General features: G+C 40.4%; 19 protein-coding genes. 4 read left to right on the top strand and 15 right to left on the bottom strand.

The window, feature by feature from the left end; genetic code table 11:
• Positions 1-79 precede the first annotated feature (79 nt).
• Positions 80-622 (top strand): DUF1697 domain-containing protein, encoded by a 543-nt coding sequence (locus AC0YN7_RS09420; protein WP_475809721.1) that lies wholly within the window; start codon positions 80-82, stop codon positions 620-622.
• On the opposite strand, the gene AC0YN7_RS09415 is transcribed toward AC0YN7_RS09420, so the two are convergent.
• On the bottom strand, positions 619-909 hold the full coding sequence (locus AC0YN7_RS09415; protein ID WP_475809720.1) for a HesB/YadR/YfhF family protein: 291 nt from the start codon (positions 907-909) through the stop codon (positions 619-621). The two genes, AC0YN7_RS09420 and AC0YN7_RS09415, sit on opposite strands and share 4 nt — an antisense overlap.
• A 225-nt stretch (positions 910-1134) precedes the next feature.
• Positions 1135-1944 (bottom strand): phytanoyl-CoA dioxygenase family protein, encoded by an 810-nt coding sequence (locus AC0YN7_RS09410; RefSeq protein ID WP_475809719.1) that lies wholly within the window; start codon positions 1942-1944, stop codon positions 1135-1137.
• 170 nt (positions 1945-2114) lie between these two features.
• On the opposite strand from AC0YN7_RS09410, the gene AC0YN7_RS09405 reads away from it, so the two are divergent.
• Positions 2115-2945, top strand: coding sequence for a helix-turn-helix domain-containing protein (locus AC0YN7_RS09405; protein WP_475809718.1), 831 nt, complete (start codon positions 2115-2117; stop codon positions 2943-2945).
• Positions 2946-3049: 104 nt separating this feature from the next.
• Here the strand turns inward: AC0YN7_RS09405 and AC0YN7_RS09400 are convergent, their stop codons facing one another.
• The 3 genes from AC0YN7_RS09400 to AC0YN7_RS09390 all read right to left on the bottom strand — a co-directional run bounded on the left by AC0YN7_RS09400 (position 3050) and on the right by AC0YN7_RS09390 (position 6247).
• Positions 3050-3802: a GTP pyrophosphokinase gene (locus AC0YN7_RS09400; RefSeq protein ID WP_475809717.1), complete on the bottom strand. Its 753-nt coding sequence runs from the start codon at positions 3800-3802 to the stop codon at positions 3050-3052.
• Positions 3803-4217: 415 nt separating this feature from the next.
• The gene (locus AC0YN7_RS09395; RefSeq protein WP_475809716.1) at positions 4218-5324 is read right to left on the bottom strand and encodes a serine hydrolase domain-containing protein; all 1107 of its coding nucleotides are present in this window, start codon (positions 5322-5324) and stop codon (positions 4218-4220) included.
• A 14-nt stretch (positions 5325-5338) separates the two neighbouring features.
• A complete protein-coding gene (locus AC0YN7_RS09390; RefSeq protein WP_475809715.1) occupies positions 5339-6247 on the bottom strand; it encodes a serine/threonine protein kinase in 909 nt (302 codons plus the stop codon).
• A gap of 263 nt (positions 6248-6510) precedes the next feature.
• On the opposite strand from AC0YN7_RS09390, the gene AC0YN7_RS09385 reads away from it, so the two are divergent.
• Positions 6511-7155, top strand: coding sequence for a phosphatase PAP2 family protein (locus AC0YN7_RS09385; protein ID WP_475809714.1), 645 nt, complete (start codon positions 6511-6513; stop codon positions 7153-7155).
• A gap of 151 nt (positions 7156-7306) precedes the next feature.
• Here AC0YN7_RS09385 and AC0YN7_RS09380 read toward each other — a convergent pair whose 3' ends face one another.
• The 7 genes from AC0YN7_RS09380 to AC0YN7_RS09350 all read right to left on the bottom strand — a co-directional run bounded on the left by AC0YN7_RS09380 (position 7307) and on the right by AC0YN7_RS09350 (position 16858).
• Entirely contained in the window at positions 7307-9109 is a 1803-nt protein-coding gene (locus AC0YN7_RS09380) for an alpha-1,3-galactosidase-related protein (protein ID WP_475809713.1), read from the bottom strand.
• A 198-nt stretch (positions 9110-9307) separates the two neighbouring features.
• Positions 9308-9439 (bottom strand): hypothetical protein, encoded by a 132-nt coding sequence (locus tag AC0YN7_RS09375; protein ID WP_475809712.1) that lies wholly within the window; start codon positions 9437-9439, stop codon positions 9308-9310.
• A gap of 201 nt (positions 9440-9640) precedes the next feature.
• On the bottom strand, positions 9641-11053 hold the full coding sequence (locus tag AC0YN7_RS09370) for an endo-alpha-N-acetylgalactosaminidase family protein (RefSeq protein ID WP_475809711.1): 1413 nt from the start codon (positions 11051-11053) through the stop codon (positions 9641-9643).
• A gap of 54 nt (positions 11054-11107) precedes the next feature.
• Positions 11108-13183: an endo-alpha-N-acetylgalactosaminidase family protein gene (locus AC0YN7_RS09365; RefSeq protein ID WP_475809710.1), complete on the bottom strand. Its 2076-nt coding sequence runs from the start codon at positions 13181-13183 to the stop codon at positions 11108-11110.
• Between the two features lie 232 nt (positions 13184-13415).
• On the bottom strand, positions 13416-15026 hold the full coding sequence (locus AC0YN7_RS09360) for an extracellular solute-binding protein (protein ID WP_475809709.1): 1611 nt from the start codon (positions 15024-15026) through the stop codon (positions 13416-13418).
• A gap of 22 nt (positions 15027-15048) precedes the next feature.
• Entirely contained in the window at positions 15049-15942 is an 894-nt protein-coding gene (locus tag AC0YN7_RS09355; RefSeq protein ID WP_475809708.1) for a carbohydrate ABC transporter permease, read from the bottom strand.
• Positions 15943-15955: 13 nt separating this feature from the next.
• Positions 15956-16858, bottom strand: a complete 903-nt coding sequence (locus tag AC0YN7_RS09350) for an ABC transporter permease (protein ID WP_475809707.1) — start codon at positions 16856-16858, stop codon at positions 15956-15958.
• Between the two features lie 234 nt (positions 16859-17092).
• Between AC0YN7_RS09350 and AC0YN7_RS09345 the strand changes: the two genes are divergently transcribed.
• Positions 17093-19195 carry a helix-turn-helix transcriptional regulator gene (locus AC0YN7_RS09345; RefSeq protein WP_475809706.1) on the top strand — a complete coding sequence of 701 codons (2103 nt, stop codon included), beginning with the start codon at positions 17093-17095 and terminating at the stop codon, positions 19193-19195.
• Positions 19196-19258: 63 nt separating this feature from the next.
• Here the strand turns inward: AC0YN7_RS09345 and AC0YN7_RS09340 are convergent, their stop codons facing one another.
• The 3 genes from AC0YN7_RS09340 to AC0YN7_RS09330 all read right to left on the bottom strand — a co-directional run bounded on the left by AC0YN7_RS09340 (position 19259) and on the right by AC0YN7_RS09330 (position 22263).
• On the bottom strand, positions 19259-20419 hold the full coding sequence (locus AC0YN7_RS09340) for a cytochrome P450 (RefSeq protein WP_475809705.1): 1161 nt from the start codon (positions 20417-20419) through the stop codon (positions 19259-19261).
• Positions 20420-20723: 304 nt separating this feature from the next.
• Positions 20724-21290, bottom strand: a complete 567-nt coding sequence (locus AC0YN7_RS09335; RefSeq protein WP_475809704.1) for a TetR/AcrR family transcriptional regulator — start codon at positions 21288-21290, stop codon at positions 20724-20726.
• 109 nt (positions 21291-21399) lie between these two features.
• Positions 21400-22263: a helix-turn-helix domain-containing protein gene (locus tag AC0YN7_RS09330; RefSeq protein ID WP_475809703.1), complete on the bottom strand. Its 864-nt coding sequence runs from the start codon at positions 22261-22263 to the stop codon at positions 21400-21402.
• Positions 22264-22449 lie beyond the last annotated feature (186 nt).

Raw genomic sequence — 22449 nt, 5'->3', positions numbered from 1 at the left:
ATAATTTTGATTTGCTTATAATTAATCGATAAACTAAAAAGGAAGAAGCAAAACAAAAGAGAAGAAGGGGTGTGCAGCAATGATCTGTTATATCGCCATGCTGCGTGGCATTAATGTTAGCGGTCAAAAGATAATTAAAATGGAGCATTTGAGATCCGTTTTCGAGGATCTTCATTTGGGTCAGGTTAGAACTTATATTCAAAGCGGTAATGTCCTATTCGTAGCGGAAGAACAGGATATTACCGCTCTTGAGAAAACTATTGAGAAGAAGCTGGAAGAGGTGTATGGCTACCATGTACCCGTTATGGTAAGAACCCGTGAAGAGCTTCTTTACGTAATTGACAATAACCCATTCGCGAAAATGGAGCTTGCTGAGAGCGATAAAATTTACGTCTCTTTTTTATCACATGAACCGAGCACGGAAGCTATTCAAGTTCTAATGACCTTTAAAAACGACGTTGACGATTATATTCTAAAAGGACGAGAAGTTTTTATTTTGGCACGACAAAACTATGGAAAGTCTCTGTTCTCTAATAACTTTCTAGAGAAGAAGCTAAAAGTATCCGCCACTACGCGTAATTGGGCTACCGTTAACAAGCTGTCAGCTTTATCAGAAAGCTAGCTGACAACCATTCGAATTTCTTCATATTTCGCGTCAAATGAAATACGCAGCTCTTTATTTTCTAAGTACCATAGATTATCTTCCTCCATATAGAAGGTAATACCTTCGACCACTTCGCTTAAGCCGACTCTTCTCGGCTTATCTTTAATGACGCCAAGCGATAGGCCTGGATGGACACTGCCGCAGCCGCCTAAACGTACATAAATGCGAACAAAATCTCCATCCGCTAAGCCCATTTCTGTTTTATACCAACTTGCAGCCGGCTGCTCCACCACTATGTTCATCATTATCAGCTCCTTAGTCAATTTTCGTACATTCAAATACCTATACATTCAGGTATTAGACTAATAGTACGTTTCTTCTTCCAAGTTGTAAATCTGTGATAATGAATGAAAACGATCACATACAAAAAAAATCATACTGCCACATATGGCGGTATGACTTTTTTGATCAAATGCTCGTGAATAGCAATTGCTATTGATACTGTAGCATCTTGCGTCGAACTCGCTCACTTAGTGAGGATAGACATTTTCGAATTCAACACCGCATGGGCCTCCATCGTCACTATCCGCGATCTGAACCCTGGTTCCGTCAACCCGGTACAACGGATTATAATATCCTCCTATTTTTGAAGCAGACTCATTCGCATAATGACAGATGAAAGCACGTCTGAATTGGTCCTTTGTTTTGTTGCGGTAAGAGCCGTGAATCAGATTGCCGTTAAAAAACAGCACATCCCCTTTATCCATTATTGCGGGAATCACCTTCTCATCCTTAGGCGGCTTCACATAATGCGTCGTAAAGGATTCCTTTGAATCCGCAAGCTCTGGGCATACAATATTATAATCATTAGTTTTCGGTACAATAAGCAAGCTGCCATTTTCTTCTGTTGCCGCATCTACAGCGGTCCATGCCGCGATACAGTTGCCTGGCTCGACCTTTAAATAGAAATTATCTTGATGCAATGCCTGTCCTCGTGAACCAGGCGGCTTATAATAAAACATGCTTTGCGCAGCCAGCGCTTCTTCCTCATAAAGATCCGCGAGCACATTCATTACAGGCTGATGAAGCATATATTTCATTGCCGTTTCATTGAATCGGTGCGGGTGCATAACACGTGGATAGCGGGTCAATGGGTCAGACACCTCTGAATCCAGCACAGGCTCAAAATGGCCAGGTATCGTCTGATTGCTAATCTGTTCAAAAGTCTGTTCAATCTCTGCTAGCTGCTCCTCGGAAAAAATCCCTTTTACAATTAAATAGCCTTCTGTTTGAAATTGCAGCTTTTGCTCTTGTGTTAAAGCTCTTAATGTATCGTTCATTTGTGTTCCTCCTCAATCGATGTCCTTCAATACCTAAAGTATAGAAGAAGTAAAGGAGGAGATGAAGTAACAATGATGCTTAATTGTCACACAATCCTGCTATTCACTAGCCTTATTATCCGAAAATCGTTATGCTGGAAATAACTAATTTTCGCAGGAGGCTTCTGATTATGAGTAAGATCGATTTACCAAATGAATTTTATGGGCAAGACCATGGTTTCGTCATTGCTGGAAATAATAATGAAACAGATTCATACTTTACAAATCGACCTGCCGGGAGGAAAGATTGGCTGATCACGTATACGATTGGCGGGGAAGGATTTTTCGAGGTTCCGTCGGAAAAATTGCTGTGCCTGCCCGGTGATGTTACGTTGCTTCGGCCTGGAACACCTCATCAGTATGGCACATCGAAAGGGAAGCAATGGCAATTTGCATGGGCACATTTCACGGATATATTATTGCCGACAGGTATTCTTCCGGATAAACCCCTATTCAATCAGACGATTAGCAACGAGGCAGCTAAGAAGCGTATTTATCGAGCTTTTATGCGAATACTCTCGGACTCAAGAGAATGCAGCAACTATTGGAATGAGCTTTGTCTTACTTCACTTACTGAAGTACTGATTCTGCTAGCTCAAAAAAGACAACAAAAACATGACAGCCGAGTCGAAGAGACGCTGCACCGTTTATCACAAAGCATGCGAGAGCCTGTCCGAATAGAATCACTCGCTCAAGCCGTTGGTCTATCACCGTCAAGGCTATCCCACTTATTCAAGGAAAACACCGGACAGTCTATTATTGATGCGCTAAATCAAATGCGAATTCGTCAGGCCGCGCTTCTGCTGGAGCATACCGATCGGAGCTCCGCAGAAATCGCCTATGATGTCGGCTTTCACAATTACAATCATTTCATTAAACAATTTCACAAATGGATGGAGAAGAGCCCTAGCGCTTTCAAGAAAATGAAGCATACGTCAGGGCTCAACCCAATGGAAGACTAAAATGACCTAGGTAACTAAGCTAGCTCATACTGCAAATCATTTGGTTAAAATAAATAGTTAAGCCGCCTGGTCCTATTCAACCGGCGGCCTTGTTCTACTTATTGTCAGTCCTTTGAATCATTACGGCCGTCATTCATTAGCTCCAGTAATGCTGGAGGAATCGAAAACTGCTGATTGTTAATCATAAGCTGCATCAACCCCTCCTCTTCTCCCATATGCTCTTCTTTTATTAATTCAATTTCATCATGAAGGCGTTCCATTTTCTGATCCAAAGCAGTTGCTGCATCGGCGGCTTCCTTTAGTTCCTGAAGCATATGCATCGGTACGCTCTGATTGTATTTATAATAAATTTTATGCTCCAAGCTCGCCCAGAAATCCATGGCGATCGTCCTAATTTGTATCTCGACACAAACCTGTTCCTGTCGATCGGACATAAATACAGGTACTTCAATTAATAGATGAAGACTTTGATAACCATTCGGTTTAGGGTTTTTAATATAATCCTTTACCTCTATAATTGTCAGATCACTCTGTTTTTGAAGCATTTCACTTATCACATAAATATCCGAAATAAATGAGCAAGTAATTCTCATTCCGGCTATATCTCTAATCTTGTTTTTTATATTTGAGAGATCAAGATCTATACCTTTCCTATATATCTTTCTCATTATGCTTTCCAGCGATTTTATGCGAGACTTCGTATTTTCAATCGGATTATAGTCATGTAAAATGTGAAATTCCTCTTTTAAAATTTCTGTCTTCGTCTCTAGCTCATCTAAAGCGAACTTGTACATCATCATGAATCGGGTCATTTCCGTTTTCATTTTTTTTAGCTGCTTGACTTGATCTGAAGTCATTATTATGTCTTCCCTTCAATGTGCAATCTTATGAATTTAATTATAACCTCTTTGATCTTGGAATCCAAATTGCTAGACTTCTTGCAAGAGCCGCATACCGCTTGCTTCAAATTCCTTTATAGGGGAAAATGATACATTCCAATTATAGTGGAGGTACAAGTTTTGATTCAGAAATCGTAATGTATAGGTAACCACATATGGCGTTTCAATATAAACCATCGTAAGTTTCAACGTTTTTTGATCCAGCCAAGAAGCATAGGTGACAACCTGTTGTCGATGCTGAGATAAATCTTTTACAAAGATATCATGGGTATGTACTGGTTGGAATAGGTTAAATGGAACAACTTTATTATTTCCTCCATCTTCATAACAAAATTCAACTTCCAGCAGCTCTCCGCTCCTATAAAAGCTGATTTTATTGAGTTATATAATCCATCTCATAGCTGTTATTATTTATATCAAAAATGTCATCTAGTAAAAGTTGTGAATCTGCAAAAGAAGACTTCATAGAAGAGAGTTGCTGCTCTAATATAGAAGCATCATCATTCACTCTCTGAATAGTCGTATTATCTAACTTGTCGATAATATATTCATAGATTAAATCCAACAGCGTTTGGAGCTGATTCATACTTTTAAAGCTTGATGCTGCCGCAATAACGATATTTTCTTTGGGTGCTACAAAACATAATTGTCCAAATGCCCCATCGCCTCTAAAGGCACCTCGTCGGCACAAAAGAAATTGATAGCCATAGCCTTGCGAGGAATCTATTCGATCCGTATTGCCGCGATTGTCACTGTGTTCCATTGTAGCTAATCCGATATATTTTTCAGATACTATTCTCTGATTGTTGTATACCCCTTTGTTCAGCAGCATCTGTCCAAACTTCGCAACGCTTTCTGTTGTGAGGCTTAGCCCCATGCCTCCCGCTATTATTCCTTTGGGACAGGTTTCCCACGAAGGCTTTGCGATCCCAAGCGGCTCAAATAGCCGCGGCATTAAAAAATGAATTAAATCTTGGCCCGTTGCTCGCTCAATAATAGCCGACAACATATACGTTGCATGAGTATTGTACAGATAACAGCTCCCTGGATCATTTAATATGTCCAAAGACAAAAATGTTTTTACCCAGTCTTCTTCCGCTGCTACTGTACTGTAAATATTATCATGATGCCCTGTACTCATAGATAACAGGTGGTGGATGGTCAGCTTCTCCAGGTTCGAAGAAACCGTCTGCGGTAATTTATCAGGAAAGAAAGATATCACTTTATCTTGCAAGTCCAGAAACCCATTGTCCCAAGCTATACCAACTGCTATAGATGTAAAGCTTTTGCTAAGTGAATATAGTAGCTGTGCGCTGTCTCTGCGATAAGGCTCTCGCCAGAACTGTGCAGTAGCTTTGCCGTCCTGCAGCAGCATAAAGCTGTTTACCTCTAAATCCAGCTGCTCCATTTGCGCAAAAAAATCTATTAACGCCTTTGAGGAAAGCCTATGATTTTCTGGAATATCACTTATTATTTCCAAGACTGTGCCTCCAGTCAAAACAAGTTACTTAAATATTTCGGCACACCATTATTAATATTACTTTGTTTCCATGCCGCCTTGAATTCAGATACATTTAAGTACCGTAATTCTCGATCTGGATTTACAGCCCGTAAAGCGACAGCATAAAGCTCCTGGCCTGCTTCCCATTTTGAATAAGACCTATCCATTTCCCCGCCCAACAAACCAAAAGCAATTGCTCCCATATTGAATACATTCGTTTTTTCGTCAATGGGCGCATTAAGGATGAATTCTTCTGGAGACTTAGACCTTACTGCACCCCAAAAATGTTCACCAATATCATTTGTAGCAGGCTTTTCTCTATAAAAATCAATATCACATATTCTTGTTGCATCATTATCAAAATCATAAAGAATGCTTCCGTCATAAAAATCGATAGCTACATATCCTTTGGACTCTATATACTGATGGAAGGAAAAAATTGTATTTAGCGATTTTAAACGCTTCTCCAAAGTTAGGTTTTTATATCGAAAAAACGGAGAATCAGGGTGATTATATTTAGCTGCTCCGGAGTATGACCAATGCGAATGCAAGCATTCACCATCAAACCATTCAAATACAGCGGCATAACCCGTTTCAATATGAAAATGTGTTACCATATTGATTAGTGCTGGATGACTTAGCTTGTCGTATAAAGGTATAGCTTGAATTAGACGATTAACAGCATCCTGCGGGTCCCCATTGAAATCTAACGGCTTTGTACCGGCAAATTTAACAAAATATTTTCTTCCTTCCTTTTCTACACCGAAGCAGATATTACCCGAATCCTGTTGGTCAAATACGCGGAATACTCGGCCAAGCTCTTTAAGCCAATTAAAATCATATGCTTCTTGCAATTGAAAGGTAACCTCATCTATTTCAAAATTAAATAACACTTCGCTCATAATGCCCCCTGATCGTTTTAAAAGTAATTGCTCACGTATATCATTTTATCAAGATTGGCAACTGCGGCAAGGGTAAAAACAATTATATCCTTATGTCGTAATACTCCTGTTGATAAGTTGTTTACTGCTGTGGTCTGCAGAAAATGTATTTACCTGACTAAGATAAAAATATATGACCACTGTTTTAAGAAATATCTATTGTGCTGGCAGCATATAAAGCTTAGGATGGAATCTACTTTATGATTATCAAGTGAGGACTAATAATGAAAATGTGGTTAAAAAAGTGGGTGTATATTTTAGGCATTTTATCGATTCCTCTTCAGGGGCTAATTTATGTTTGGATCGCTCGCAACATTGGTCCAAACAGTTATCTGGACTATGCTTGGGTCGATACGCATATACCTTTTGTGAAGTGGTTCATCTTCCCTTATATAAGCTGGATGCCTGTTCTTTACCTTAGTTTTATATTTATGGCCATTGTGAATCGCAACGTCTATTGGCGTACGCTTCTGATTTATAATATTTCCGTCATGGCATGTAATGTCTGTTTCTGGTTTTTTGCTACCCATGTCCCTCGCCCCGACGTAGAAGGAGCAGATTTGGCTAGCATGCTTGTTAATTATATTTATCTTTCTGACGCACCATTTAACTGCTTCCCGAGTGTTCATTGTTTGACGAGTTACTTACTGTTCATTACCTTTAAACGTGATCTTGTAATCAAGACTTCTATGCGTATCTTTCTATATACTCTGCTGTGGCTCATCATCATTTCCACCGTATTTACCAAACAACATGCGCTATTGGATGTGTTTGGGGGAATCTTTTTCGCTGAAGTCACATATCGACTAGTCCATTATGTTTCTTCAAATAATCGGAAGCGTGAAAAGCAGACCTCTATTAGTTTGTAGTATCATAAGTAGAAAGGGGCAACGTAAGTCCTCTATCTAAATCTATAAAAAATATACTAAGTGATATTTGTGAGATGAGCAGAGTGACAACAAGCAAAAAAACATCCAACCTGGGTGCAATCCCAATTTGAATGTTCTTTTGAGTATCTGCTTATTCGCAATTCAACAATAAAGGCTGCCCGGCATCGATCACTAGATCTTCCTCCGACATTGAAATTGCCGTCACAGTTCCGACTTTCTCGCCCTCAAATGTATTGCCGCTTATCTTCACTTCGCTGCATGCCAACAATCGGATATGGGAGTCACCTTTTACCGCAGCTTTATCTTCCGCAAGGCTGCTATGCATTATCCGATTGTTCGAGAATATCAGATTTCTAGTACTCTTAGCATCTAAAAGTCGCGATCCTACCATTTCAATATCGTTTCCTTCTATAGCAATGTTGGAATGAACAGGGTTTTTCGCCGAAATGACCGTATTTTCCGGATGAATTAGGATAACGGGTTCGTTGCCCTCTGCACAGGAGATAATCCGATTGCCCCGCACTTTAACATCTCTTACCATACCAGACTCAAACCAGCTTCCAGCATCATCAGCAATGAGGATAGCGCTCATCTGCGTACCATCGAAAACATTGCCTTCAATGATCACTTCGCGACGAGTCGTGACGAGAACCCCGCGAGTAGGTATTCTCTTGAAGCAATTACCACGGATAGACACCTCTGGTGTCCATGTTACATTCTCAATGACGTCCGCTTCTTCCATGTTCTCCGGTATAGCTTCATCCAGCGTCAGTTCGATTTCCCGCAAGGAGATTATAGATATGGCAACAATCGTACGAGTCGCATAAGGCGTTAATTTGCTGGTTGAAATAAAATCGACCACATCTCCCGGCTGAAACGCTTTGAATCCGTAGCTTTGATGATGCATAAATCGAACACGAATGCATCGATCTGCGTCATTGCCTACGATCCTAAGATGCGTTCCATGGACGTTGATCGCATCATCATGTGCTCCCTCAAACACACTGTTATGTATAGATATCTTCCCCTTGTTACCGGAGAAATGCATAAAATCAGCAAACGCCGATGCTGTTCTTCCGCTTGAAGAATGAGGTGCCAACTGCAATTGTTCGAATATTAGGTTTTCACTTAATTGACCAACGATACCAAGACCATGCATATATCTCATTTCTATATTGCGCCATACGATATTTCGGCAGCCTATAATTAAGGAACCGACCTGATCCCTTATACCGTCCCGCATTTGAAAAACATGATCGATCTCTGTTCTCGGAGCGGAATCAAACAACAAACGAAGCTTGCCCGGCTGGATTTCTTCTACTAGAGTCGCCAATGACATTGGATTAGACACACGCCATGTTCGATTGGTGCAGGGATCATATTCTTGTGACGGTCCGTCGGTATAGCTCCATCCTTCACCAACCCAAAGCAACTTCCCATCCTGCAGCATATAGCGTGAATCGGAATGCACCGTCACGTCCCAGTGACGCTCGCCAATTGCTGTAATTCGCATTTCAGAAATCGTAGGACGAGCAAAATCGATATTCAGATTTCGTATTTCCGCATCCTCGCAGCCATCCATAACGAGTGGCGTCATTTTTCCATGAAAGAGCAGCAGTGAATCGTTACCTTCCAAAATAAATCGGCTTATTCCTTTTAACAAAAGTCCTATCGTCTTTGTCGGATCGGGGTGTTCCTGTTCGCTTGCCGTATTAGAAACATAATATGCCTCTTTCGCAGCATGATCCGGGTACAAATCATATCGCCCTTGAGGAAAATCAATGACAACCAGGCCCATCACGCCGGAAGCGGCAGCTATTGTTGATTGTATGGCCCTCATCGCATCCTCGCCTGAATCCGGTCTTGCTCCAAAGTCAGTTACCCGAAAAACAGCTATCTTTTCGTCTACCGTATCATTCTTTAGATTAGACAATAGTCTTCACTCCCAAGAAATAAGTTATGGAATATACGTTGTTCAGTTTGAACTGAATAAATTTTAACATCTATACAAACAAAATTGGAGGTTATTTCCTTTGAAATATGGTAATTGTCAAAAAATATGTACAGAACCCCCGTTTTTAATAAAACATAACGGGGGTTCCAATCACTATGATCTTATTTAATAGAAACCTTATTTAATAGAAGCTGCTTTCTCGTTCATCAGCGCAAGAATCGCTTCATAGTCTCCCATTTTCTTAATCTCTTCTTTGTACTTGTCCCACTCGTCGAAGCTTTTTTCACCAATGATGAATTTGGTTACCAAACAGCTTTACACCGATCATGATCCTCGTGAAGATTTGATTTACCCATTTTAATTTTAATGCTAGTAGAGCCTTACTCGACAATTCCAGTAACATCATGTCCACCGCAGCCAACATCCGTACTATCTTCTCACTAATTGGGCACAGTGCCTAAATCAGTCGCCTTCACATATTCATTCGTTATCAATTGAAAGCTTCCTAAATTATTGATTCGGAAAAATCGCTACAGCCATTCCTGGAGCCAATGAAAGCTCCAATTTATCACCGAAGAGCTGACAGCTGCATTCCACTTCCGTTAATCCATCAGCTGTAATCCGATAAATATCTACAGATGTAACATTGTCCCAATCCGGAGGAATGGTCCACATCCTGACTGAATATCCTTGCTTGCTATAAGCGATCAGCTCTGGTTGAGCTTGCCAGAGCGCAGGAAAGAACACATCGTCACCTTCGCGCAGCATCCTGCCATTGCATCTAATCGAATGATCATACAAATGAACGGTATGCCCCCCTGAATATTGCATCACTCGGTTATCACCTTCATTCTCCAGGCAGATCCGATCCAATTGGTTAAGATATTGATATTGCAGCATTTTAAGACAGAATCGTTCAATCAACAGATCATGCCAATTCTCACGTGGAGCACTATGCTCAAAATCCCAGAATACATCCTCTCCATGCACACCCACCCCGAAGAGAAATTCCAGATCATGCCGAACCGGTATTCCCGGAAGCGTATAATCGCGAATCGCAGCGCCGCTCAATAGCTTTGCAGGCCTCTCTATAAAATGCTGCTCTAGGTTCTGATCGAACCACCAGCACCAAGGCTGTAATCCGATAAATGGGTCGTCGCGTAGATGGGCAAAGTTTTCGCTTGTCACATCGATGCCACGCTCGCGAAAATATCGGATTGTACGGCGCATATAGGAAGATTCCTCTTCTTGCGAAATTCCGTGAAAAATGTTTGCTCTCGGAAAATAGGCATCCAAATGCACGGTTCCTACTTTATCCAGCTGCAGCAAAGAAATCAGCTTCTCGATTCGCTGGACAATAACGCCGCTTTCCCATTCACGCTTGTAACAAATTTGGTAAGCTGCCTGGTTATTGTAGCTCCCGATTTGCATCAAGGTACCATCCTCGTTGCGTGCTATTAGATCATGCTCCATATAGAAGTCCCAATGCGGACTGTTATCGTAAGCATCCGTCATATTGACATGGACGCTGATTATCGTATTATGCTTCCGTGATTCTTCCACTAGCCACAAATAACTGTCTCTTGCGGTTCTATCCTGTGCTCTCTTAAGATGCGCATTAACCTCATCCCATGCCGGATACCTGTCATCATGTCCATTGTACTGCCAGCCGACAAGGTAAATAATTTTCGGGATCCCTCTTGTAATCCGATCGGTTTCCTCAATATATTGTAAAGCCTGTTCGAATGTACAATAAACATTAGCTCCTCCATGCCCATCAGGAACTGCCATGCCTATCTTCATCGTCAGCGTCTGGCTATAATCGAAATTATACGGACTTTCCGGTTGCATATTTTCTTTCCAGTCATAGTAATGTCCAGGTATCGCGCGCCACGCTTCATGCTTTTCGGTCATTTGAGTCATTTGTATCTCTCCTCTTCTATTAAACTATTAAATTTACTCGATCATTCAGCATAATTAATTTGCGATAATAACATCTCTTTCTATGATGACAGGTACATGAGGTTCTAATTTCACTTTGATTTTTCCATCCATGATGATAAAGTCCTTTATACTTTCTTTACCTGATTTGGATAGTCGATATAGTTGAAAGCTAGAATTATTCCATCCATCAGGCAATATCCAAAATCGCTCAGTTCCATATCGGCTATACATGTATATAGTATTGCCAATAGGGATAAAGCGGTTATGGTTTTCAGCAATAATTATGTTATTCCAAATTACATTTAAGCTATCCGATTTCTTATTAATCTCTACTTTCACACCATCAGCAAATCTAATATTTACCCGCTTATCATCTTCCCGCATCTCTATCATTTCCCGTGCAAGGTAAAAGCGATAAAGCATTGACCCAAGATATATAATATCGACAATTTGATGCCAATTCACTTCAAATGAATTCGTCTGAAACTGATCAAATTCATGTTTGGATAGCACTCCCTGATAATAAATGTCCGCATCGATGGACACGCCTTTGCCCCAAACTAGAGTATCTGTCCGAACACTTCCCCCACCAATAATTTTACCGTGATAGAGGATTGATGGACTAAAGTGCCAGTAAGCGCTAAAAATACCAGCATCTTCGATCGGCATTCCATTTTGACCTTCTGTTGATACATCAATTCCTTTTGAATTAAAATACTGGATAATCGGTTTCATCCCGCATTCCAACTCTTCCAAAGGCCCAATATATGTATTGTTTTCCCAGCTAACGTTGGTATTTCGAAAGGCATCTATATGAATTGTTTTTTCAATGGGAACGAGCTGTAAGAGTTTATCAATTCGATCAAATACATTACCACTCTCTACATCTTTGGTATGGCAAATGTGGTATACTTTTTCTTCGCCACTGTTTGGACTGTCTTGTGCCCCTAAATTGAGCCAAACACGTTCTGATCCGTCAGGATCGCGGCTAAGAATGTCAGGATTCCAATCAGGTGAATCAATATAAGCATCATCCACATTAATATGATAACTGACCGTACAGTTGAATTCTTCTTTGGCTCTTCGAACTAAATCAAATAATTCCACTCTAGTATCTTCTGGGTTCATCGCCAATTTTGTATTTATCTGATTTAACGAAGGATAACCTGTGTCATGTCCTTCAAACTGCCAACCAACCAAATAAGCAATCTGGGCAGCACCGTTTGTAATGCTGTGAATTTGGCGAATAATTTCCAACGCTTGCTGAAATGTCGTCATGACTTCCGATTTATTGTTTGCACAAAAAATTTTATACCAAATGGCCGCTTTATATATCGGATTTGCTTCAGGAAGTTTCCTGTTCATCCATAGTTGATACTCACATTCGTCGGCTTTTCCGTCATCATTCATATCTGTAATAAAGACAACTCTCATTTTGAGAGGGGGCATTATCCTATCGCGAATACGATATTGATAGGTATTTGGGGTGATGGAAAAACTACCGGAACGGTTTAGATATTGATCATCTTCCGATAATTGAGTTAATAATGGAATTACCGGATAATTTGTGTGTACAAAACAGCATACTTGTTCGTTAAATAGACACGTATGCATCGTCGGCACAGGTTGTCGTTCAGGAATTGTATCCAGAATTTGTTCCCGAACCAGTTTTCTATTATAAAGCCCTCTTCCCCCACTTGGAATTAACCTCCAATTGGTTTGATGGATCTCGGTACGCCAAAAGTAGAATTCCTGATCTTGGCAAGTTATTAATGGTTGATCCGTCCAATCTATACTTTGCAATGGAAAGTGAGTATCATCGATCACATTTATTCGCACACAAAGCTCATGTTCTTCTAACTGATATTCAAAAAGCAAATTCAAATCATGAGTAATCAATTTCATTCTGTATGAAACAGAAAGCGTATCCGAATTATAATCCGCATTGATATCCCAATCGTCCCAATTTGTAATACTATTATTTATAGTCAGCTTACCTTCAGGACTGCTACCGAGAATTCGCGATCCAGAGGCTTTGTGTACATATTGTTTAACTCCAGGCCAATTATACAATTCTACCACTAAATGTTTATTTTCTAATGTGTACATACATATAACCTCCAGATAGACACTGAATTTCCAATCCATAATATTCCTAGCCGACAGGTTTCACCTCAATCTTAATGTATGCTCCCAAAGCTCTGAAATCAGTGTTCGTCGGCGGTGGAAATAACTTTTTTGCTTCTTCTATGAGATGTAACTCTGTATGAAATAGCTCTCCATGAATAAGGAAACCCCCGCATTTATAGAATGCATTCGGGGGTTTCCACTTCTTATGAGCTTACTTAGTAGAAGCTGCTTGCTCGTTCATCATCGTAACAATGGATTCATAGTCTCCCATTTTCTTGATGTCTTCTTTGTACTTGTCCCACTCATCGAAGCTTTTCTCACCGATGATAAACTTCGTTACCATCTCACTGACATAAGTTTCGATCGGCGTCATGATCTCGCTCCGTTTCGCCTGCTCTTCCTTGCTCAATAATATTACAGGAGCCCTATCCATCGGTGCGATCGATTCTGCACCACCATATTGATTCGAAGCTACGAAGATAATTTCATTAATAAATTTTCCTTCTGCATAGAATGGCATTGGTTTATATTTTCCGATGTCAGCACCGAAATCCTGTGGAGTAAAGACTATTCCTGGGCGAGAACCCATGTACTTTACCAGTTCATTTCCAGGAATGTCAGCATTCATTATTTCCGGTAAATAGTACTTTTTACCATCTTTGATTTCATACGTCATTCCTTCAATACCCCAGTTGATTAGATCTATCATTTCATCCGAATATTGATAATCGATCATTTTTACGAGTAGCTCCGGATTTTTTGCTTTCGCAGAAATGAGTACACCATTATAAGGTCTAATAATTTGACCCGGTTCAGTGGATGACATTTTCCACGACTTTCCGTAATTAGGGTTGTTAGGGAGTAATGCAGCGCCCCATTCCATAGTGCCTTTCGTCATGATGTTAAATTCATTTCCAAACCCGTACCAAGCGAGCGGAATCATAAAGGACTTGCCCGTCGTTGCCTTCTGCTTCACCTGATCATCAGACTGTGTAATAATCTCGGGATCCAACAATTTCTCCTTGTACAATTTACTTACAAACATAAGCGCTTCCTTAAAGGCATCCGAAGTTGCACCATACGTAAATTCAGTACCATTCCAGAAAATACCGGAATTTGTATGATTGGAATATTGAAATCCTTCTTCCACTTTTGGCCAACCGAATGAATTGACCGGGTAAATATCTGGGTACAACTCCTTTAGTTTTTGGGCTGCGGCGTAAAATTCATCTTGAGTTTCCGGAATTTTTATGTTGTGCTTCTTAAAGATGTCGAAACGGTATAACGAACCGTACGCTGATCCTTCATTATTTTCCTTATTGGTAAAACCATCACCGAAGAAATACATATTGCCTTCCGGTGTATACATACTCGATTCAACATAAGGTGTGGACTCGAGGAACCTTGAGTAATTTGGAGCTTGATCTAAATATTTAGAAATATCGAGAACGATGCCTTGTCTACCATATTGAACAGCCAGTTCTCCTCCTTTGTTGGTCATAATGTCCGGTAGATCACCGCTTGCTAGCATTAGCTTAAATTTGTCTTCATACTCACCCCATGGAACGTACTTCCAGTCAATATCCAATGGACGGCCGATGTATGCCTCCATTCTCTTCTGCCATTCCTTTTGAATTTCAGTATTTTCCGGAGTCGTTCCAAAGGAAGCAGCCATGATGGACACCTTGAGAGGTGCTTTGTCGTCGCTTGCTTCCGAACTCTCGTTGGAATTAGACGAACAGCCCCCGAGTACTATAGTGAGTAACAGCAGTAGCGCTAATCCTGATAAGCCCAATAATTTGGTTCTTTTGAACATTTTCATTATTTCTTCCACCCTCTCAAATTTATCCTTTGATCGAACCAATCATCATACCTGTCGCAAAATGCTTTTGTAAAAAAGGATAGAGCATTAACATCGGTATAATGGTAACTATCACTGTTGCCATCTTAATGTTCTTGCTATGAACTTTCATGTCACTCATCATTTTGAAAGTTTGTGCGTTCATCGTTGAGTTATCTGTTTCCAAAATCATTTTCCGCAAAATCATCTGAATGGGATATCTATCCTCATTATTTAAATAGATTAAGGCATCGAACCACCCATTCCACGCACCAACAATTCCAAACAAGGCGAATGTCGCAAGCAAAGCTTTGGAAATCGGTAAATAGATTTGGAACAATATCCGAAAATCACTCGCTCCGTCCATATAGGCCGACTCGCCCAAATCTTTCGGAATCGTCCGGAAGAAGGTTCGAAATAGAATGACATTAAAGGCAGAAATCGCACCTGGAATGACCATAACCCATAACGTATCCAGCAAATGCAGCTTGCGAATCAGCAAATAGGTAGGAATTAATCCGCCTCCAAAAAACATCGTAATCGTCAAAAATATGATCGTGAACTTACGCAGAACAAAGTTCTGTAATGTAAGCGGATAAGCCATCATCGATGTTAACAGTAACATAATAAATGTACCTATCCCTGCATAGATAACCGTATTCCCAAACGAAGTAAGTAATTTCGATTCCGAGAGGATATATTTATAGCCTTCCAAGTTAAATCCACGTGGAATCCAACTCACTTTCCCTTGAATAATCATTTCAGGTTTACTGAGTGAGATCGCAAATGTGTTTACTAACGGATATAACATGATAATACATAAACCAATTAAAAAAATATAATTACTGAAATCAAATATTTTGGAGGTTAATCCTTGTTTGTAATGCTTAATGTTCATAGTCACTCTCCGTCTACCATAGACTCGTTTCGGAAACCTTCTTGGATATCCAATTGCCACCCGCCACAAAGACGAACGCGATCACCGAAAGCATAAACCCTACGGCTGTGCTGTATTCGTACTGAGCTCCGAGAATTCCTTGGCGATACACATAGGTATCAATTACATCTGCCGTTTCGTAAATATTCGGATTGTACATCAATATAATTTTTTGAAAATCTGTTCCTACAACACTTCCGAGCGACAAAATAAATAGGATCGTCGTTGCAGGAATGATCGCGGGCCAAGTAATATGCCATAGCCGCTGCCATCTATTCGCTCCATCTATAGTGGCCGCTTCATGAAGTACTTCATCTACACCTGATAATGCCGCCAAATAAATAATCGTTCCCCAACCGACGCCCTGCCAAATGCCTGATCCGATAAAGAGTGTTCGAAAATATTCTGACTTAGCCAAAATAGGAAACGGTTCAGCTCCAAACCAACTTATAATTCGATTAAAAAGACCATCTAGTGCCGTAAATTCTTTGATGAAACCGACAATAATTACAACCGATAAAAAATGGGGAAAATAAATGATACTTTGAACCGATCTCTTAAAAAATTTGTTATTCACTTCATTTAATAGTAATGCAAGAATAAGAGGTGCTGGAAAACTCCATAGTAGAGAATAGATGCCAAGTAAAAATGTGTTCTTAATTAGTCTAGGACTTAATGGGTTATTAAAAAATGAATAAAAATGTTTGAGGCCTACCCACGGGCTGTTAAAAATTCCTGCAGCAACATCGTAATTTTTAAATGCGATTAAGATTCCATAGATGGGAAGGTACTTGAAAACGATTACAACAAGTAAACCAGGCAGTATCATCAGTAGCAAGTTACGCTGCCTGTAGCATTGGGTCATAAATGATTTCAATGTCTTCCTCCTTTCCTTCGTTCTAGTTATAGCGTAATTCCATGCTAGAAGAAGGACAAGGCGCTGAACTTAATAATAGGGTCAGTTTTCAATATTTAAAGCCCGTCGGTATTTAATATAGGCATCAGTTTTTAATATAGATATAGATTTCGATTAGAAAAATACGTATGATTAACTTAGAAATGTAATCGCTATCATAATAGATTAGCAGAATGTAGAATAGGGGGTCGCTGTATGAATACTAGATTTTTGAAGCTAAAAAACCAAAACATGTACGTAAAAATTATTACACTCAACCTGATTTTCACTCTTCTTTTTTCGTCGATCCTCCTGTACAATTCCCAGTATTTGAAAAATACCGTTATACATAATCTCAATCAAACGAACAAAGATTCCTTAATTGATATCGCCGGAGATGTTGATCAACAGCTTAATAAGCTTAAGCAAAGTGTATTTTCATTAAGCATGAATTTGGACATGGTCTACCTTAACAAAACGGATTCCAGTGCACTGGGTTACAAGTCAATGTTAATACGGTTCAATCAGAAGTTGAATGAGCTAGGTCGTCTACTGCCATTTGAGTCTTCCATTTTCGTCTATTTTAATGATAAAGGTTACGTAACAAGCGCTGATGGAAGCCGCCAATTGGATCTATTCTATGAGAAGCTCCGTTTGGAAAGCACTGATTTCACCTGCAAGTGCCTACATCTAATAGAGCAAAGTGACACTTTCCAAAATTATGATCGGTTTATGACCTATGTATATCGAATTAATAACGTTGGATCTATCATAGTCAAAATTAACAAATCAGGTCTTGAAAGTGATCTGCGCAAATCCGCACAAGTACTAGACAATATGATATGGATTACAATGGAAAACGGTGGAATGGTGGCGGGGAATTCCCGAATTACTGCAGACCTAAAAGATCAGTTACAGTCCGAGGCTTCTTCATTCGTTATTGATAATAAAAAATATTCCTCCATCCAAATGACATTAAACAAATTCAACTATACCGTTCTTTACCCTGAAAGCATCCTTCAGCAAAAAATTCGTCAAGCCAATCAATACACGATGCTGCTGTTCATTGTGTTTCTGGTCATATCCACTGGGTTGCTCATGGCAAATATGACCATTTATAGACCGATCAAATCAACCATTACCAGTCTAAATTCTACCAACCAAAAGATGAAGCAAGCATTGAATGAGCAGAATATGATTATGGAGCAAAATGCACTCTTACGACTTGCTTCTGACACGTCACAGGACATTCCACAAGAGATGCTTCAAGCACTTCATAACGCATACAATAACGGTTATATTCTGACTTTCTTTATCGAAACACATCGCGGTACCAGCCTAGAGCATGCATACAAGACGCTGGAGCAGCATTTGTTAACGTATTTTACTGTACATAAATTAATTCATCGTACGGATGCCGGTACCTACCTCATCTATAATATGAACCCTGTTGATATGAGCAGAGAGATGCCTGTCATTCTCGACATAATCGCATCCGAAGGCTATTTCATTATGTGTGGTATAAGCGGGTATATGACCGATATTAGTACGATACATCAAGCCATTCAGGAAAGTACTCAAGCTATTGAGCAATACCCGTACAATTGGGAAGCTACCCATCATATCGCTAACTTCACCGACCATACTTTGATCCAAGAAACATCAATTGCCCTCTCTATCGATAAGGAGCAGGAATTAATTGCTTATGTATTAAAGGGCAACCAAGAAAGCTTGAGACAATTTTTTTCCGGTACAGTCCGTCATTTGATGAAGCGAATGACTTATCAGGATATTCGTATTCTCCATCGATACTTAAACGATTTGTTTAATGTCATCATCTCTAGCAAAAAGATCAAAACGACTCATTTAGGTGATGCGCTAAAAATGGACTTAAGCTCCGCCCGCAATCCTGAGCTTGTTTATATGGAGCTGCTCCATAAATATGATGCACTTACCTCTTACTCAACCAATCAAGATATGACGCTGTATGATAAGATCGTTATTTTTATTGATGAAAACTATAACCGGGACTTGTCGCTTACTATTATTGCCGATCAATTCAATATCACTACCGTTTATTTATCAAGCTATTTCAAAAAAAATTCTGGCTATAATATTACTCATTACGTTAAAAATGTCCGTATGAATGCGGCTCTTAAACAGCAGATCCAGCACCCTCATCTGACCATTAAAGAAATTGCTGATAGGGTCGGTTATTGCAGCGAGCAGACGTTTACCCGGCATTTCAAAAAAACATTCGGAACTACGCCTACACAGTACATGAGAATCCCGATGGAGAACGTACTCATGGAAAACTGAATAACTGGAGAACGGAACAACTGGGTGATTCCCGTTCCGTTCTCCATCCACGTCACCTTATCTCTATAGAATTGAACTGCTCTCATGATTCGTATCCCAGCATATAGATAATTTTTTCACACCGAAAACAATCGAACTATCCAATCTTTCCAGCACTGTATCTGCTTCCTGCTGCAAGCCTTTGATTCGCTGTAACAATACGGTTAGCGCAATTTTTGCCTCCAACCGCGCAAGTGAAGCACCAAGACAAAAATGAATACCTTGGCCAAACGCAAGATGCGGATTCGATCCACGACGTATGTCAAATTGCTCTGGCTCCGTGAACACCCTCTCATCATGGTTGGCTGATCCAATCCAAACGACAACCTCCTGCCCTACCTCAAATTGTTTTCCGTGCAGCTCAGTTGCTTTTTTCACCCTCCGGTACATAGACTGTACAGGTGAACAATAACGCAGCACTTCTTCAACCGCTTGCGGAAGCAGCGCCAAATCCTCCGTTATTTCTGCCAACACCGAAGGCTGATTTTCCAGACAAAGAACCGCAGACGAGATGAGATTCGTCGTCGTTTCGTTCCCCGCGACAAGCAACAATATGCAAAAGCCGATCAGCTCCAGCTCATCCAGCTTTTCTCCTTCACATTCCGCGCGTACGAGATTACTGATCAAGTCATCTTCCGGCTGTTTACGGCGCTGTTCGATGATATCACCAAAATACTCACTCATATCCTGTTGGCATTGCAGATAACGTGAATAATCGTTTCCAACTAGTGCATCTGACCACTCCTTGAAACGATCAAGATCCTCAGAGGGAATTCCGAGCATTTCAGCAATAACGATGATAGGAAGAGGGCTGGCAAAATCATGGACAACGTCCATACGGCCATACGGTACTACCCGATCGAGCAGTTCATCAGCAATTTCCTCGATTTTCGGAGCCAGCGCTTCGATCACTTTCGGAGTGAACGCCTGCATGACTAATCTGCGCAGCAGTCTCTGCTTGGGGGGATCTGTTCGTAGAATACTTGCCTCGATTGGCTCCTCCTTTTGCGGCTTTTCCGTAAATTGAGACGAAAAGTGCTCATGATCAGACAAGACCAATTTGACATCATCATACCGAAACATAGACCATGTATTTGACTCTGCATGAAATGAGACAGGGTCATGATCCCTCATTTGTTTATACCACGACAGCGGAACCAGTTTATCCGTTTTTAACCAATCCATAACGTCCACCACACTTCCTATTTTAGTTATAATGAGCTTCAATTCTTTTTTGTACTGACTAGTCAGTTTAAATCATACATAGTATATCTTCAACTGTCAATCCCATCTAGCTCTATTTACAAGCATAAACGGCTGGCGCCGTCTTCTGGCGGCATAAGCTCGTTTCGCGGTGAAATATAGGTGAAGTATAAGCGTGAAACTTATACTTTCCTATATTTGAACAAAAAAAAGACCTACCTTGTAGTAAGGAGGCTTAGACAAACACTATTCACTTCAATTCATTCGAATCAACCAGGTCATTCTTCTATATGAAAAGTGTAGAGGTGACGGACATATACATAAATTGTTCAATCTCTTCTTGCTTCAAATCGTCTTTATGGTTCAAATAATAGCCGCAAAGCCCGTTGAGCATACCAAGGATGCCTGCAGCCGCCAGATTAAAGTTCATTTCCTTGAACATGCCATCACGCCAGCCCTCTTCCAAAAGCGAAGCAATAAAGCCGATATATCCGACACGCAGTTCTTTCATTTCTTCCAAAATATCCGGTTCAATTCCGTTTGACATCTCATTGAAAAAGATATGTGCCAACCTATTATATTCCAGGTAAAGGTCAATATTATGTTTGATCGCAAGCAAGACCCGCTCTCCCGGGGACAAATCGTCGTTCAGAGCTTCACTGACCTTGCCGGTAATCATCTCTAGCCCTTCGATTACGAGCGCCTTAAACAATTGCGCTTTAGACGGAAAGTGATAGTATAACGTACCCTTCGCCACAGACGCCTCCAAAGCGATGTCATCCATGCTTGCCCGATGATACCCATTTTCCGAAAAAACGGTAAGGGCCGCCTCCAAAATTTTGACTCTGCTCATTTTCATCCTGCCTTCACCACAGATTTATAGTCCAAGGTTTTTCTTTTCATTATACTCTGCGATCAAGTATTGTCCATACAGTTAGCCTATGGAGAATGTATTGGATCACCTATTCTATGAATCTATCCCTATACTTCCCGGGAGTGATTCCTGTTGCTTTTTTGAATGCATTTGAGAAGTGATGTACGTCCGAAAACCCACAATATTCACTAACAAGTTGAATCGAATGATCGTTCCTCAACAACTCCAGTGCATGATCAATTCTAACTTTTAGCAAATATCGATATGGGGAAGTCCCAAAGGCTTGTTTGAATAATACTTGAAACCTCGACGTTGATATGCCAGCTCTTTGCGCCATATCACTCACTGTGATCGGTTCGGAGAAGTGGAACGAAATATACGAAGTGATCCAATTCAGAAAAGGTTTGGTCTGGATAGAGGAAAGCTGTGGTTTCATATAATCCTTGATAATGGCGGCCACGCATTCATAAACGAAATGATTAGCCTCCATGCGACTGATGAAGGTTTGCAACTGCCAAAGCTCTATAGCTTTCAACAACAGGTCACGCATTTTTTGTGGCTGGTTGCAATTGAGCTTAAGCGGAATTTCGAACGCTGTAAAATCATTCAATCTCGGCTGCATCAAATCCACATGATTCGTCATATCCAATTGTCCCGGCAGCGTAATAAAGCTTTGTTCTCGAAGCGGATTATAGAAGAAGTCAAGGTGAATGTACGGGTTTATCGTATTGGTTATCCCTTTTATAGTATGAATATCGCCAGGCTGAAGCAAACAAAAGTCGCCTTCATTTAAAGTATAAGGCACCCCATTGAGCTGAATCTCGAATATTCCTTCCTGAACATAGAAAAGGATGTAATCCAGCAAATTGCGTTCTCCCAAATAAAACGGAGGGCGAATCGCATAATCAGCCTGACGAATGTAAGGAACAATATCATATTGATCAATCTCCATCCCAAGTCTCCTTATGGAAATAACCTTCTTGAATGCCAAGAGGTTATTAATCGCAATCGTTTTTTACAAAGAGAATAATAGCTCTCTTCAAAGATTTCACCCTCAAATTCTTCTATTATTATAGCATATTAGCCTCTAAGTATAAGTGCCGCCACTAGCTGCAAATACGAGAGAAAAAGGAGTGTT

It is taken from the genome of Paenibacillus sp. J31R122, assembly GCF_056269185.1.
Note: the sequence above shows the minus strand (reverse complement) of the source record. Positions and strands in the feature narration are given on the sequence as shown.

Bases quoted from the DNA above. Each gene is read 5' to 3' on its own strand.
- AC0YN7_RS09415 (WP_475809720.1), bottom strand. From the start codon at position 909: ATGATGAACATAGTGGTGGAGCAGCCGGCTGCAAGTTGGTATAAAACA.
- AC0YN7_RS09345 (WP_475809706.1), top strand. From the start codon at position 17,093: ATGAATACTAGATTTTTGAAGCTAAAAAACCAAAACATGTACGTAAAA.
- AC0YN7_RS09410 (WP_475809719.1), bottom strand. From the start codon at position 1,944: ATGAACGATACATTAAGAGCTTTAACACAAGAGCAAAAGCTGCAATTT.
- AC0YN7_RS09420 (WP_475809721.1), top strand. From the start codon at position 80: ATGATCTGTTATATCGCCATGCTGCGTGGCATTAATGTTAGCGGTCAA.
- AC0YN7_RS09355 (WP_475809708.1), bottom strand. From the start codon at position 15,942: ATGAACATTAAGCATTACAAACAAGGATTAACCTCCAAAATATTTGAT.
- AC0YN7_RS09365 (WP_475809710.1), bottom strand. From the start codon at position 13,183: ATGTACACATTAGAAAATAAACATTTAGTGGTAGAATTGTATAATTGG.
- AC0YN7_RS09390 (WP_475809715.1), bottom strand. From the start codon at position 6,247: ATGAGCGAAGTGTTATTTAATTTTGAAATAGATGAGGTTACCTTTCAA.
- AC0YN7_RS09335 (WP_475809704.1), bottom strand. From the start codon at position 21,290: ATGAGCAGAGTCAAAATTTTGGAGGCGGCCCTTACCGTTTTTTCGGAA.
- AC0YN7_RS09340 (WP_475809705.1), bottom strand. From the start codon at position 20,419: ATGGATTGGTTAAAAACGGATAAACTGGTTCCGCTGTCGTGGTATAAA.
- AC0YN7_RS09405 (WP_475809718.1), top strand. From the start codon at position 2,115: ATGAGTAAGATCGATTTACCAAATGAATTTTATGGGCAAGACCATGGT.
- AC0YN7_RS09385 (WP_475809714.1), top strand. From the start codon at position 6,511: ATGAAAATGTGGTTAAAAAAGTGGGTGTATATTTTAGGCATTTTATCG.
- AC0YN7_RS09360 (WP_475809709.1), bottom strand. From the start codon at position 15,026: ATGAAAATGTTCAAAAGAACCAAATTATTGGGCTTATCAGGATTAGCG.
- AC0YN7_RS09370 (WP_475809711.1), bottom strand. From the start codon at position 11,053: ATGACTCAAATGACCGAAAAGCATGAAGCGTGGCGCGCGATACCTGGA.
- AC0YN7_RS09400 (WP_475809717.1), bottom strand. From the start codon at position 3,802: ATGACTTCAGATCAAGTCAAGCAGCTAAAAAAAATGAAAACGGAAATG.
- AC0YN7_RS09330 (WP_475809703.1), bottom strand. From the start codon at position 22,263: ATGGAGATTGATCAATATGATATTGTTCCTTACATTCGTCAGGCTGAT.